This window comes from Granulimonas faecalis, from assembly GCF_022834715.1.
In the GTDB taxonomy this organism is placed as follows: domain Bacteria; phylum Actinomycetota; class Coriobacteriia; order Coriobacteriales; family Atopobiaceae; genus Granulimonas; species Granulimonas faecalis.
This window is the reverse complement of sequence record NZ_BQKC01000001.1, coordinates 1,957,183-1,971,638: the sequence shown is the minus strand read 5'-3', so window position 1 is coordinate 1,971,638 and position 14,456 is coordinate 1,957,183. Positions and strand designations below refer to the sequence as shown.

8 protein-coding genes are annotated in these 14,456 nt (G+C 68.9%); all 8 read left to right on the top strand.

The window, feature by feature from the left end; all coding sequences use genetic code 11:
- Window positions 1–392: 392 nt before the first annotated feature.
- The 8 genes from OR600_RS08765 to OR600_RS08730 all read left to right on the top strand — a co-directional run bounded on the left by OR600_RS08765 (window position 393) and on the right by OR600_RS08730 (window position 14,268).
- Entirely contained in the window at window positions 393–1,211 is an 819-nt protein-coding gene (locus tag OR600_RS08765; protein WP_265591017.1) for a vWA domain-containing protein, read from the top strand.
- A 242-nt stretch (window positions 1,212–1,453) separates the two neighbouring features.
- Complete coding sequence (locus tag OR600_RS09925; protein WP_309295247.1) at window positions 1,454–3,379, top strand: Spy0128 family protein; 1,926 nt, start codon at window positions 1,454–1,456, stop codon at window positions 3,377–3,379.
- A gap of 396 nt (window positions 3,380–3,775) precedes the next feature.
- On the top strand, window positions 3,776–4,963 hold the full coding sequence (locus tag OR600_RS08755) for an FprA family A-type flavoprotein (RefSeq protein WP_265591016.1): 1,188 nt from the start codon (window positions 3,776–3,778) through the stop codon (window positions 4,961–4,963).
- 78 nt (window positions 4,964–5,041) lie between these two features.
- Window positions 5,042–5,236 carry a heavy-metal-associated domain-containing protein gene (locus OR600_RS08750; protein WP_135978387.1) on the top strand — a complete coding sequence of 65 codons (195 nt, stop codon included), beginning with the start codon at window positions 5,042–5,044 and terminating at the stop codon, window positions 5,234–5,236.
- A gap of 21 nt (window positions 5,237–5,257) precedes the next feature.
- The gene (locus OR600_RS08745) at window positions 5,258–6,667 is read left to right on the top strand and encodes a hemolysin family protein (RefSeq protein ID WP_135978388.1); all 1,410 of its coding nucleotides are present in this window, start codon (window positions 5,258–5,260) and stop codon (window positions 6,665–6,667) included.
- A 169-nt stretch (window positions 6,668–6,836) separates the two neighbouring features.
- On the top strand, window positions 6,837–7,526 hold the full coding sequence (locus OR600_RS08740; protein ID WP_135978389.1) for a sugar transferase: 690 nt from the start codon (window positions 6,837–6,839) through the stop codon (window positions 7,524–7,526).
- A 362-nt stretch (window positions 7,527–7,888) separates the two neighbouring features.
- The gene (locus OR600_RS08735) at window positions 7,889–12,433 is read left to right on the top strand and encodes an InlB B-repeat-containing protein (RefSeq protein WP_251164152.1); all 4,545 of its coding nucleotides are present in this window, start codon (window positions 7,889–7,891) and stop codon (window positions 12,431–12,433) included.
- Between the two features lie 266 nt (window positions 12,434–12,699).
- A complete protein-coding gene (locus OR600_RS08730) occupies window positions 12,700–14,268 on the top strand; it encodes an amidohydrolase (RefSeq protein ID WP_251164153.1) in 1,569 nt (522 codons plus the stop codon).
- The last annotated feature ends 188 nt before the right edge of the window (window positions 14,269–14,456 follow it).

The window sequence follows — 14,456 nt, the reverse complement described above, 5'->3', positions numbered from 1 at the left end:
GGGCGTGGGCTCGGGCCACCCATATCCGAGCGCCCGAGGGCGCCCCTGACGGTTCCGTGCCGTCGGGGGCGCCTTTTTCTGGTGGGGCGGGGTGCGACCCTGTCGGGGACGGGGCCATGGGCAACCGTTTGCCGATTTTTTGAGGAGGGGGCCCGGGGTGCGGGGACCCCGCGCCTTAAATTGCGCCCTCCTTTGATTTCAGGCGAAGGGTATTCCGCCGCCGGCGATGCCGGGCGGTTTCGCGCCGCCGTTTCTTGACGTCATCCGGATATGACAGAAGACTCTTTTTCTAACTGACAGACTGCGTGGCGTCGGCCGTAGGGCATCAGAGAGATGGATAGTATCTCTCTGCTCTATGCGCACTCTATATACAGGCAAGAAGGAGAGAGACCATGGACGTGAGGCGCCTCGGGCTCCTTCGGCAGACGAGCCCCCGGAAACGCCCGGGCCTGTGCCGGGTCGCCGCCCTGCTGGCAGCGGCCGTGGCGGCCGTCGTCGCCGTGGGGGCCACCACGGCGGGGGCCTCGACCCAGACCATGACGTGGGTGGCCGACCCCTCCACGGCCGACGGCTTCAGCGCCATCCTCGGCAACGAGGAACCCCTCAACAGCCGTTTTGCCGGCCGTGTGTGGACCGACAAGTCGGTGACCACCGACGCCGCCCAAGGCGCCCGGGGGGGGGTCTTCCACGCCACCTTCTCCGCCTTGGGGTCGTCGAGGGTTGTCAACAGGGAGGTCGAGAACCCCCTGGACGTGGCCTTCATCGTGGACCTGTCCGGGTCCATGGACAACGGGCGCATGGAGGCCGCCACCGAGGTCCTCGACAGCACGGTCAGGCAGCTCATGGAGGCCAACCCCTATAACCGCGCGGCCGTGAGCACCTTCGGCAGCGGTACCTATGACGCCAACCGGTCCGACCCGGTCCTGCCCCTGGGCCACTACGACGAGACGAGGTTCATCTACCGGGGCTCAAGTGGCACAGGGGCGCGCAGGCTCACCGTGACCGCCAGCGGTCGCCCTGACGTCACCGTGGCCGTCGAAGGCAGGTGGACAGGCACTACGGCGTGGACGGCGCCTCGAGCACCCGGGTCTTCACCGTTCGCGTGGGTGACCTCGCCGGCAACGAGCTCAGCCTCGCCAACGTCACCCTCGACCCGGCCCGCTACCTCGACCCTGCCAACGGCCCCCTCTCCTCCCAGGCCAAGGATATAACCGACGCCTGGAACACCTACCGCAGTGGGGGGCGCCCTTCGGTGCAGGTGAACCTCAATGGAACCCGGCCATTTCAACGACCTGTCAACGTCACCCTCAACCACCCCGCCGCCGCCGACGACATATCGTCGCTCGCCTACAACGACGGCGCCTACGTGGCCGGCACCGACGACCTATCCGACATCTTCGCCAGCATCATCACCCAGCTCCAGCAGACCGCCTTCAACCCGGTGACCGACGCCATGGGCGAGGCGGCGACGCCCCTCACCTACCGCGACCCCATCGGCCGCTACATGACCGTGAGGGAGGTGCAGGGGGTGGAGCTCTTCGGCACCACCTACCCGGTGACCGAGAACGCCGACGGTACCTACTCCCTTCCCAGCCGGGAGGTCGTCAACCCGGTGTACGGGACCTCCTTCAACCTCGGCGACATCAAGGTGTCCGTTGACACCGGCGACGACGGCACCGAGGAGCTCACCTGCGTGCTCCCCGCCGACGCCCTGCCGGTGCGCGTGGAGACGATCACCGTCGACGGGAGCGGCAACCAGACCGACTACACCTCCAACCGCGGGTCGGTGGAGGCCCAGCCGTTCAGGCTCCACTACACCGTGGGCTTCTCCGACGCCGTGATCTCAAACGGGGCGGTGGACCTGACCCGGGTGGACGCCGACTACAAGGCCGCCCACCGCAACGCCGACGGCGGCGTGGACTTCTACAGCAACCGCTACAGCGCCAAGGGCGCCGCCGACGCCGAGGGGCCTGACAGCACCCGGACCGTGGGCGACGCCATGGTGACCTTCGCCCCCTCGGCCAGCAACCGCTTCTATTACTTCCAGGCCAACCGCCCCGTCTACGGTGACGGCACCGAAGGGGAGCTGGGCGAGGGCGGCAGCGTGGGCACCCAGCTCACCTCCCTCGACCAGATCGACCCCGACGGCACCTACTACGTGGTCGTCGACTACCACCGCCAGGGTTCCGCCCGCATCGTGCAGTGCGTGGTGCCCTTCAGCGGCGCCGAGCTCATGGCCCAGGACTCCGTCGAGGTGGTGGACGGCGCCGTGGCCACCCGCATCGGCTCCCCGCTGCTGGGCAACGCCCGCTGGGCGGCCATCCCCAAGGCCGGCAACCCCACCGGCACCGCCGAGGGCTCCGGCCGCGTGAGCACCACCAAGGAGCTCGCGGGCCGCCCCCTGGCCGACGGCGAGTTCCGGTTCCAGCTCGTGGATGAGGACGGCGAGGTGGCGGCCAGCGGCACCAACGGCGCCGACGGCACCGACGGCACCGTGACCCTATCCCCGGTCACCTACACCCAGCCCGGCGTGTACGCCTACACCCTGGTCGAGGTGAACGACGGGAAGCCCGGCATCACCTACGACGACGCCGTCTACACCGTGACCACCACCGTGGTGGACGACGGCGACGGCACGCTCTCCGCCACCCATGAGGTGGCGGGCGGCGAGGCGGTGTTCGACAGCACCTTCACGACCACCCCCGTCGTCGACCCGGTCTTCGGCGTGGCTGCCAAGAAGGTCCTCGTGGGCCGCGACTGGACCGACGACGACGCGTTCGACCTCGTGGTCACCGCCGAGACCGAGGGCGCGCCCATGCCCGACCCCGCTACCGTGACGGCCACCGAGGAGAGCCCCATGGGGACCTTCGGCGCGGTGACCTTCTCCGAGCCCGGCACCTACTCCTACCTCGTGGGCGAGAAGGCCGGCTCAGAGGAGTCCATGGCCTACTCCCAGGCCCTGTACCGGGTGGTCTACGAGGTGACCGAGGATGAGGCCACCGGCGGGCTCTCCAGGTCCGTCTCCGTCACGCGGGTCAGGTCCGACGACGGCGCGGATGTGGACGAGGCTTGCCCGGCCGACGCCCCCATGGAGTTCGTGAACACCTACACCGCCCCCGAGGGCCCCTCGACTCCCGGCGAGCCTGGCGGGCCCGGTGGGCCTGGCGAGCCCCAGGGGCCCGGCACGCCCGGGCGGCCCTCCGACCTGGTGGAGAAGCTGCCCGAGCCCCTCAAGGCCGTGGTGGTGCCCGTCACCGGCCTGATCGCCAAGACCGGCGACGTGGTGGCGCCCCTCCTGCCGTGGATCGGCGCTGGCGTGGCCGCGGTCACGGCCGGTGCCCTCCGGGTGCTCAAGGGCAGCAGGCGCTGCAAGGGCTGACGTCCTAACGCCCAGCCGCGCCCCACTCGGCACCTGAATGCGTCCGAGGGTGGCCTCCTCCGCACCTGAACGCGTCCAGGGGCGGATTCTGCCTGCCTGAACGCGGTTGGGGGCGGTTTTCGGCCCCCGTCGGCCCCCAGGGTCGCCCTCAATCGCATTCAGGTGCCGAGGGGGCTGGGTGCCGAGGAGGGGGCGCCGTGCCCGGCCGGGTGTCGAGGTCCCGCCCCGCCCCTTGGTATGCCAAACCGCCAAAACCCGTGGAAGCTCCATCGAAAGGCGCCGTGATGGGGTCCGCCGCCCCTTATGGGGGTACATTCAGACGCAGACCGTCACTCCGGCCCCGACCGCGGGCCGGCCCGCGCGCCCGGGATGCCCCGGGGCTTGAAAGGAGCTTTGATGCAGGTCGCACAGCAGATCAAGCCCGATGTCTATTGGGTGGGTGCCCTCGACTGGAACGAGCGCCACTTCCACGGCTACACCACCGAGAAGGGCATCACCTACAACGCCTACCTGATCGTGGACGAGAAGGTCACCCTCATCGACACCGTCAAGGAGAAGTTCCACGGCGAGCTGCTCCAGCGTGTGTCGTCCGTGATCGACCCCGCCAAGATCGACGTCGTCATTACCAACCATGTGGAGATGGACCACTCCGGCAGCCTGCCCCTCGTCGCCCAGGCCTGCCCCAACGCCACCTTCTACTGCAGCACCAAGGCCGTCGGCGAGCTCGCCAAGCATTACCAGGGCGCGGGCATCGACTTCCAGCCCGTCAAGACCGGCGACACCCTGAACATCGGCAAGCGCACCCTCACGTTCATCGAGACCCCCATGGTCCACTGGCCCGACAACATGGTCACCTATGACGAGTACGACAAGGTGCTCTTCTCCAACGACGCCTTCGGCCAGCACTTCGCGTCCACCACGCGCTTCGACGTGGACTCCGACTGCTGCGAGGTCATGAAGCAGGCCCGCAAGTACTACGCCAACATCGTACAGCCCTACGGCATGCAGGCCGCCAAGGCCCTCGCCGCCGTGGAGGGCCTGGACCTCGAGATGATCTGCCCTGCCCACGGCGTCATCTGGACCGAGCATATCCCCGACATCCTCGAGTGCTACAGCCGCTGGACCAAGAACGAGCGCGTGGACAAGTGCGCCATCGTCTACGACACCATGTGGGACTCCACCGAGAAGATGGCCAAGGCCATCTGCGAGGCCTTCGTGCAGGAGGAGGTCGACTGCCGGTACTTCGACCTCAAGTACACCCACGAGAGCGACATCCTGGCCTACATCCTCGACTGCAAGTACGTGTGCGTGGGTTCCTCCACCCTCAACATGCAGATGATGCCCAACGTCGCCAAGTTCCTCACGTACTTCCGCGGCCTCTCCCCGCGCAACGACACCCGCGTCGGCCTGGCCTTCGGCTCCTACGGCTGGGCGCCGGTGGCCCAGAAGCAGGTGCAGCAGGTGCTCGCCGACACCGGCTTCCAGCTGCCCCTGGACCCGGTGAGCCTCAACTGGCGCCCCGACCAGGCCTACTTGGACGACCTTCAGGAGAAGGTGCGGACCATGGTGGCCGCCGCAGAGTGAGCTGGCGGTTCACGGTAGTATCGGAGGGGCCCGCCTGGCGGGCCCCTTCTCGTATCCCGATTATGCAAGGAGGAAGCTATGGGAAAGATTTCCGTATCGGGAATGCACTGCAAGCACTGCGAGATGCTCGTGACCATGGAGCTCGAGGACCGCGGCGCTACCGCCGTCGCCGCCGATTCCGCCTCGGGCACCGTGACCTTCGAGGGCGACCTCACGCCCGAGCAGGTCGAGGAGGCCGTCAAGGCCGCCGGGTTCGAGCTCGCGCACTCCTAGTGAAGTAGGTCGAACACGTAGATGGACATAGCCGTAAGTATCGTCGTCACCCTGCTGTTGACCCTGGTCAACGGCTTCTTCTCCATGAGCGAGATGGCCCTGGTCAACGTCAAGCGCCCACTGCTGGAGCGCGATGCCGAGGAGGGCAGCGCCAAGGCTAAGACGGCCCTCGAGCTCTCCGGCGACTCCGGCGACCTCTTGGCCGCCATCCAGGTAGCCATCACCCTCGTGGGATTTGCCAGCTCCGCCGTGGCCGCCACCAACCTGTCCGACCCGTTCGCCGTGTGGATGGCCTCCGTGGGCGTGCCGGCCACCGTGGCCGCCGGCCTGGCACCCGTGATCATCACCCTCGTGGTGTCGTACTTCTCCATCGTCATCGGCGAGCTGGTGCCCAAGCGTATTGCCCTGGCCGACTGCGAGGGCGTCTCAAAGCGCGTGGCGGGCTTTCTCAAGGGCTTCACCGTGGCCGCCAAACCGCTCATCTGGATCACCGCCAAGAGCGCCAACGGCATCTCCCGCCTGCTGGGTGTGCGGAGCGCCGACGAGCGCCAGAACGTCTCCGAGGAGGAGATCCGCTACATGGTGAGCGACGCCGAGGAGCTCACCGACGAGGAGAAGTCGATGATCCACGAGATCTTCGACCTCGGCGACGCGGCCGCCCGCCAGGTCATGGTGCCCCGCGTGGACATGACGGCGCTCGAGGACACCGAGACCCTGAGCTCGGTGCTCGCGTGCATGCGCAAGACGGGCTACTCCCGCATCCCCGTCTACCACGAGGACGTGGACCGCATCGTGGGCATCGCCCACATCAAGGACCTCATCAGCCCCATCATCGACGAGGGCAAGGGCGACGCCCCCATCGCCGGCTTCGTGCGCGAGGCCGACTTCGTGCCCGACACCAAGGACATCATCCCGCTGCTCTCCGAGATGCAGACGAGCCACGACCAGATGGTCATCGTGGTTGACGAGTACGGCGGCACCGCCGGCGTCATCACCATCGAGGACATCGTGGAGGAGGTCGTGGGCGAGATCGAGGACGAGTTCGACCCCGACAACAAGTACCTCACCAAGCTCTCCGAGCGCGAGTGGCTCGTGGACGGCCGTTTTCCCATCGACGACGCCGCCGAGCTGGGCTGGCCCATCGAGGAGTCCGACGAGTACGAGACCGTGGCTGGGTTCATCCTGGACCTCGCCGACGGCCTGCCGGGCCCGGGCGAGGTATTCGACGTGGATGGCTGGCGCTTCCGCGTGCAGTCCATGCGCGGCCGCCGCATCGCCCTGCTGCGGGTGATCGCGCCCGAGCCCGAGGCCGAGCCCGGCGAGGGCGAGGAGGCCGGAGAGGACGCCGACCGCGACGGCTGGCTCGACCGTCTGCGCGGCGGCCACGACCAGCGCCCCGACGACGACGGGGAGGACGCCGGGGAGGAGTGACCTCGGCCGACGGGGCTGCCGCCCCGGGTGCCCTGACGACGATGCACCTCTGGACCCGCAGGTTCAGAGGTGCATTTTTTGTCACACACAGACTTGGAAAATAACTTAGCGTAAGATAAATCCGTTTCTATGGGCAATCTTTTGCCCCTGTATTTCAGGGACGAAGTCTGTGGATAGGACCCGTGCGGTGGTGACGAAGAGAAGAGAGAGCGGCTCTCCCCGAAGATCCACGGGTCGTGCAGGCGACCCGTGGGGCTACCGCTTTGTCAAACGCCTCGCCGACATCGTGGTGTCGCTCCTCGTCATCGTCGTGCTGCTCGCGCCCTGCCTCGTCATGGCCGCGATCATCGCCCTCCAGTCCAAGGGGAGCCCCTTCTACACCCAGGAGCGGGTGGGGTTGGGCGGCCGTCACTTCAACCTGCTGAAATTCCGGTCCATGGCAGCCGACGCCGACGACGTGGAGCGCTACTTCACCCCCGAGCAGCTGGACCAGTGGGAGAAGGAGCGCAAGGTCGACGACGATCCGCGTATCACCTCCGTGGGGCGCTTCCTGCGCCGCACGTCCATCGACGAGCTGCCGCAGTTCCTGAACGTCCTTGCGGGCCAGATGTCCATCGTGGGGCCGCGCCCCGTGGTCGACGCCGAGCTGGGGCAGTACGGCGACCGGGCCGCCGAGTTCTGCAGCCGCCTGCCGGGCATTACCGGCTGGTGGCAGGTGGAGGCGCGCAACGACGCCGACTACTCCACAGGTACCCGCCAGGAGCTGGAGCTCTACTACATCGAGCACGCCTCCCCCTCCCTGGACCTCCAGATCTTCCTGCGGACCTTCGGCGTCATGGGTCGAGGCACCGGCCGCTAGCCTCCGCGTGACGGGGGGGGGTGCCCCGCGTGACAGACGCGTGACAGAGGTGCCTGCCCCATCTGTCACTTTGCATGTTTCTCACTTTATGGTGACGACCCATGCCGGAGGAGTCACCGGCATGGGTCTAGGCACCCTTTCGGGCGAGAAACCCATGCCGCAGCGGCCTTTGGCATGGGGGTGGGCCTGCCAGTCGGGCCGCCCCGCCGGGTCCGTCGCCTCCGGCCGGCTCCCTGCGACCATGGAGCCGACGCTCTCGGCCCCCGGCCGCGTCGCCGCCCGGGTCGATTGACACACTCCATCAGATTGCTGTAAGAAAGCAGATACTACTCTTAAATGCAGCTGAATCGAGGGGAGTTCCCATGGAGACCCTGAAGAAGGCCACCCAAAAGGGGGCGCGCCGGGTCGCGGCGGTCCTGATGGCCGTGGTCCTGGCGGCAGGTTCCCTGGCCGCGGCCCCCACCGCGGCCTACGCGGAGACGTGGGCCCAGTACCTGGCCCGCCAGTGGCAGGCCTGCGAGGACACCTTCGCGGCCCTCGACCGCGACACCGGCCTCGCGCCGTGGGACGGCACGTCGTCCCAGCCCGGTCGCGGCTCCGGCACGGCCGACGACCCCTGGCTGGTGGGCACCCCCGCCGAGCTCTCCTGGGTCATGCACTCGGCCCCCGCGACCCAGAAGAGCCTGCGGCTCACCGCCGACCTCGACATGGGCGGCCAGGGCAGGCGGCAGTGGGCCCCGGCCACGGGCTTCGACTCCGGCACCGTGCTGATCGACGGCAACGGCCACACGGTCTACAACCTCTATGTGGCGGGCACCAGCACCTCCTCCGCCACCGGCCCGGGCCTGGCCTTCATCGCCTCGGTGAACAACCCCTCCTTCACCATGTGTGACATCACCTTCCGCTATGCCGAGGTCCGCAGTGGCGGCGGGTACAACCAGGCGGTGGCCGTGGGCTACTTCGCCCGCGGCCTCGTGGACAACGTGGGCGTGGAGGACTCCCTGGTGACCGGCGGCGACTTCGTGGCCGGTCTCCTCGTAGGGTGGAGCACCGGATTCAGTGCCGTCGACGGCTCGGGCAACAAGCTCGCGGCCCCCACGGGGTCCTTCATCAACAACTGTCGCACCGTGCGCGTCTACACCCATGGGGCCAGCTGCATCGGCAACTTCACGGCCCCGCTCATGGGCGGCACTGTCACCAACTCCTACGCGGTGGACGGCGTGACCATCTCCACCGGCGGCCACTCCGGCGGCTTCGTCTCGTGCCCGGGCTACTGCTACGTGGAGAACTGCTTCTGCAACATCACCATGTACGGCAACACCCAGACAGGCGTCTTCAACGGCGTCAACCACTACAACAACGCCTTCGTCAACTGCGGTGCCTCCGGCGTGGTGGAGGGCACCAGTCAGGTGGGCGGCTTCGTGGGCGACGCCACCGGCGGCACGTCCTCGGCGACACCCTCCCAGTACACCAACTGCTATTCCACCACCATGACCGGCATGCAGTCCTCGGCCTCCAACATGGGCGGCTTCGTGGGCAGCGCCGACGGAAACATCCGCTTCGCCCAGTGCTTCGCCGCCGGCGAGGTGGGCGCCCTCACCACCGACGGCAACGACGCCACGGTGGGCGGCTTCGTGGGCGCCAACGGCGGGGCCTCCTACACCGCATGCTTCTTCGACATGCAGACCACCGCCATGGACATGCGCACCGCGGAGCCCGCCGGCGTCACCGGCCTGCTCACCAAGGAGATGACCGGTTCCGGGGCCCTGGCCAACCTCCCCGGCTTCTCCGGCGACCTGTGGCTGGCAAAGGACGGCGTCTACCCCCAGCTCAAGCGCTTCAACGACCCCCAGGAGTTCGCCGAGGCCGACCGCAACACCATGACGGCCTACTCCATGGCCTCGGTGTGCACCGCCATGCTCTACCCCTCCAACGGCGACTTCGAGGACACGGCCCACGACTCCGTGCGCAAGATCACCTACGTCTTCCCCTTCACCAACGACGCCATGGTGGGCGACCCGGCCTATGCGGTGAGCTGGACCGCCGACGAGATCTACAGTTCCGTGGTGGGTGACAACGACATCCCGGTCATCGTCCTCGACGACAAGACCTACGAGGTCAAGAGCCTTGCACCCGGGGTTGGCTGGACCACGGTCGAGGTGGTCTACACCGCCCCCGACGGCACCCAGGCCACCGGCACCCGCCGCATGCGCCTCGTCCCCACCACCACGCTGTCCCTCGCCACCTCCCGCGGCATCGACCACGTCGCCTACGTGGCCCGCGAGGGCGCCCGCCCCCTGCCCGTCAACACCGACGAGGGCTTCGTCTCCTACGACCACCGCCTGGGCGTGAACTTCTCCACAGGCAGTGCCGTGGACCTGGGCACCGGCACTCTCAAGCAGGAGCCGTTCCCCGCCGACTCCGAGGACTTCGCCGACGTGCAGCTCTCGGTGGTGGGCGGTGTCGTGGATGTGGCCATGGAGCGCCAGGACGACGAGGGCAACTGGGTGGAGGTGGAGCTCACCGACTCGGTCAAGGAGCTCCTCCTGCGCCAGCGCCACACCGAGCTCGCCGACCTCGGCCACTACCGCATGATCTACAAGTGGTACACCTCGGGCAACAAGAAGGGCGCCTATCTCGAGAGCATCAAGTATCTGGACGTCCTCGAGACCTTCGACGTGACCTATTACAAGAACGACGCCGACCTCGAGCAGCCCAAGGCCAAGGCCGACGGGACGGTTGCCCCGGTCTTCTGGCGCGCTTCGACCTCGGGCCTGTGGCAGGCGACCGCCAGGGCGGACGGCGGCTCCTACTATTACGACATCGGCGCCTACCTCCCCGGGGACACCGTCGACGACGCCTATTACCCGGGATCCGCCTCCAAGGCCGAGGGCGTGCCCGACGCCCCCACCACCGACGGCTGGCGCTTCGACGGTTGGAACACGGCCGCCGACGGGTCGGGCGCCGCCTTTGACGAGAACACCGAGCTCAAGGGGAGTGTGAAGCTGTACGCCCAGTGGAGCCCCAAGCCGGTCAAGGTCGTCTTCGACCTGGACGGCGGCGCCATGCCGGACCCCGACGACCCCGACGCCCCGGCCGACGCCTCCCCCATCGTCCAGGACAAGCACGCCCTGGACACCGTGACGCCCCCTGCCGGGACCCCCGTGCGCGACGGCTACTCCTTCATGGGTTGGAGCACCGAGAAGGGCTCGCTCAAGGCCGACTTCGACCCCGACGAGCAGCTGTGGGAGGAGCCTGACGGCGAGCGCACCTACTACGCCGTATGGGTACCAAACCCCACCACCTCCATCACCGCCGAGACCCGCAACACCACCGACCCCGAGGCGGCCCACCCTCAGGTCGGCGACGATCTGGAGACCACCGTGGTGGTCTCCAACACCGGTGACCCCGACAGCTACTGGAAGGGCGTGGACGTCGAGGTCCCCCTCCCGGTGGGAGTCGACCTCTCCGACGACCCGATCGAGGTGCGCTACCCCGACGGCACGGTGAAGACATACGACCCCAAGGAGCTCTTCGACCCCGAGACCCGCACCGTGAAGGTGCCCGTGGGCGACGTGCCCGGTGACTCCAAGGTGACCGTCGAGCTCCACACCACCGTGAACGGCAAGGTCCTCGACCCGCCCAACGACCCCGACGCCGTTCCCCCGGTCACCATCCCAGTCCAGGCGTCGGGCACCAACCCCGACGGCTCGCCGGTGCCCGCGGAGGTGGAGGAGACCCTTCCCAAGGGCGGCGACCAGGTCCTGCCCGACGACCCCGAGCCCACGGTCACCAAGGCCGTCACCGACCTCACCCGAGGCGACGCCGTGGATGCCCAGGTGGGCGACGTGCTGCGCTACACCGTCACCGTGACCAACGACGTGCCCGACTCCCTGCTCAAGAACGCCCGGGCCACAGACCTGCTGCCCGCCGGCATCGACCTCGACCGCTCCTCGGTGCGCGTGACCTATGCCGATGGGACCACCGGGTCCCTGGACTCCGCCGACGTCTACGACGAGGACACCCACACTCTCACGGTGCCCGTGGGCGACATCCCCGGCGGCTCCAGCGCCATCGTGGTTTTCGAGGGCTCCATCGCCCGCTCCGCCGTGGACGATGCCACCCCGGGCGCCCATGACGTGGGCAACGTGGCCACCGTGGACGGCGACACGCCCGAGGACCGCGAGGTGCCCACCGAGAGCTCCGACAAGGTGTTCCCGGCCGGTTGGATCAAGTTCGCCGTGCCGCAGCCCTCCCTCTCCAAGACCGTGGCCGACGACGATTCGGACGGCGGCTTCTACGAGGGCGACCAGGTGACCTATACCATCGAGGTGGGTAACGCCATGGTGGGCACCGTGTGGGAGGACGTCACGGTCCACGACGTGCTGCCCGACGGCCTGTCCCTCGTGACCACCTCCCTGTGGCTCGAGCATCCCGACGGTTCCCGGGAGCGCCTCCCCCACGCCCTCTACGACCCTGAGACCCGCGAGCTCACGGTGCCGGTGGGCGACGTGGCCGGTGGCGAGGTGTGGCGCGTGACCTACGCCTGCGACCTGTCCGTCCCGGCCGACGGCGGCGAGGTGGTCAACAAGGCGAGCGCCACGGGCAGCGGGTTCGGCCCCAAGGACCCCGACGCCCAGGGCGGCCCCCAGGCCGGCGGCACCGTCGCCATCGAGGCGGGCGGCTCGGCCCGCATCGAGGCGGTGCGGCCCGAGGCCGAGCTTCCCGGCACCGGCGGCACCACGACGAGCCGTACCGAGAGGACGGTGCGCCGGGTCCTGCGCGGCCTCGCCGTGCTGCCCGTGACCGGCGACCGCACGGTGGACGGCGCCGTCACCCTGGGCGCGTGCGTGACCGTGGCTGTGGCGGCGACGGTGGCCGTGGCGGTGAGGAGGCGCACGACGTAGCGGCGGGCGGCGGGCGGCGGCGAGCCCCTCGGCCCGTCCCCGGCCCCCGGCCCCCACCCCCCCCTCGGCACCTGAACGCGATTGAGGGCGACTCCCCGCGGGCAAAACCGCCGGAAGTCGCCCTCATCCGCGTTCAGGTGGGGAAAATCCGCCCCCAGACGCGTTCAGGTGGGGAGGGGGCGCCGAGGAGTGGCGGCCGGGCCGAGGGGCGCCCCCCCAGCTGCTACCCTTGGGATGCTGCTGGCGCGGCCAACGGAGGGAGAGCCATGAAGGTGTACGAGGGGACCGTCCTCACCGTCGACGCCCGGGACACCCGGGCTCGCTACCTGGTGGAGGACGGCGGCCGCATCGTCTTTGTGGGAGAAGGGCTGCCCGAGGCCTACGCCCGTGCCCCGCGGGAGCACCTGGACGGGCGGGCCCTCTGCCCTGCCTTCGTGGACACCCACGAGCACCTGGCCTCCTTTGCCACGTTCCACGCCGGCCTCAACGTCATGGACGCCCGCTCCAACGCCCAGATCCAGGCCATGGTGGCCGACTTCGCCCGCAAGAGCCCCTCCAAGCTCCTCATCGCCTTCGGTGCGTCGCCCTACTCGGTGGAGGAGGGCCGCCTCCTCTCCCGCGCCGAGCTCGACGAGGCCTGTCCCGACCGGCCCATCATGATGGTGAAGTACGACGGCCACGCCTGCGTGGTGAACTCGGCGCTGCTCACCCTCGTCGAGAAGAAGGTAGCCGGCCTCCGCGGCTACCATCCCGACACCGGCGAGATGAACCAGGAGGCGTTCTTTGCGGTGTCCGACCACGTCACCGGCAGCCTCTCCATCCCCGAGCTCGTCTCCAACATCCAGGGTGCCATGGACTATCTGGCGTCCAAGGGCATCGGCATGGTGCACTCGGTGTCGGGCGTGGGTTTTGCCGGCGACCTCGACATCTCGCTCGAGACCTGGCTGGCGAGGAGCGCCCGCTCCGGCTTTCAGGTGCGCGTGTTCCCGCAGTCCATGGACGTCTCCGTAGCCAGGAGGCGCGGCCTGCCACGCATCGGCGGCTGCTTCGCCTGCGCCCTGGACGGGTGCTTCGGCAGCCATGACGCCGCCCTCAGGGAGCCCTATGCCGACGAAGAGGGCGGCAACGGCGTGCTCTACTACACCGACGGGCAGGTGCGCGACTTCTGCGTGGAGGCCAACCGCGCCGGGCTGCAGATGGAGATGCACGCCATCGGCGACGCCGCGTTCGACCAGGCCGCCCACGCCCTCAAGGCCGCCCTCGACGACACGCCGCGCGACGACCACCGCCACGGCATCATCCACGCGTGCCTGCCCACCGAGGAGGGCCTGGCCATCTGCCGCGAGTACGGCATCCAGTTTCCCATGCAGACCAGCTTCATCGGCTGGCCCCAGGAGCCCGACGCCTACCTGGCCTCCATCCTCGGGCGCGACCGGGCCGACCGCCTCAACCCGCTGCGCACCTACTGGGACGCCGGCATCGTGCTCTCGGCCGGCAGCGACGCGCCCTGCACCGACCCCGACCCGGTGCTCTGGATGCAGCGCGCCTGCAACCACGACGTGCCGGGGGAGTCGCTCACCGTGGCAGAGGCCCTGCGTATGTGCACCTACAACGGCGCATGGGCCACGTTCGACGAGGACGAGCGGGGCTCGCTCGAGATGGGCAAGGTGGCCGACATGGCGGTCCTCTCGGCCGACCCCTTCGCGCTGGGCCCGGAGCGCCTGGGCGAGCTGCGTGTGGAGGGGCTGATCCTGGGAGGGGAGCCCTACCGGCCCCAGGGCGGCACCTGGCTGGGGGCCGTGGCGAGGGGGCTCGTCTCGCGCGCGAAGGCGTGACCCTCCCGGTACCGCCGCACCCCGCACCCCCGCATCGCCCTGCACCCCCGCATCGCCCCGCACCCCCGCACCCCAAATCCAAATCCAAATCCGCACCTGAACGCGTCTGAGGACGAACCTGAACGCGGTCGAGGGCGGAATCGGGCCACCTGAACGCGCATGGGGGCGGATTTTGCCGTGGGCCGATG

Coding starts and splice junctions, on each gene's coding strand:
- OR600_RS08765 (WP_265591017.1), top strand. CDS start 393: ATGGACGTGAGGCGCCTCGGGCTCCTTCGGCAGACGAGCCCCCGGAAA.
- OR600_RS09925 (WP_309295247.1), top strand. CDS start 1,454: ATGGGCGAGGCGGCGACGCCCCTCACCTACCGCGACCCCATCGGCCGC.
- OR600_RS08755 (WP_265591016.1), top strand. CDS start 3,776: ATGCAGGTCGCACAGCAGATCAAGCCCGATGTCTATTGGGTGGGTGCC.
- OR600_RS08750 (WP_135978387.1), top strand. CDS start 5,042: ATGGGAAAGATTTCCGTATCGGGAATGCACTGCAAGCACTGCGAGATG.
- OR600_RS08745 (WP_135978388.1), top strand. CDS start 5,258: ATGGACATAGCCGTAAGTATCGTCGTCACCCTGCTGTTGACCCTGGTC.
- OR600_RS08735 (WP_251164152.1), top strand. CDS start 7,889: ATGGAGACCCTGAAGAAGGCCACCCAAAAGGGGGCGCGCCGGGTCGCG.
- OR600_RS08730 (WP_251164153.1), top strand. CDS start 12,700: ATGAAGGTGTACGAGGGGACCGTCCTCACCGTCGACGCCCGGGACACC.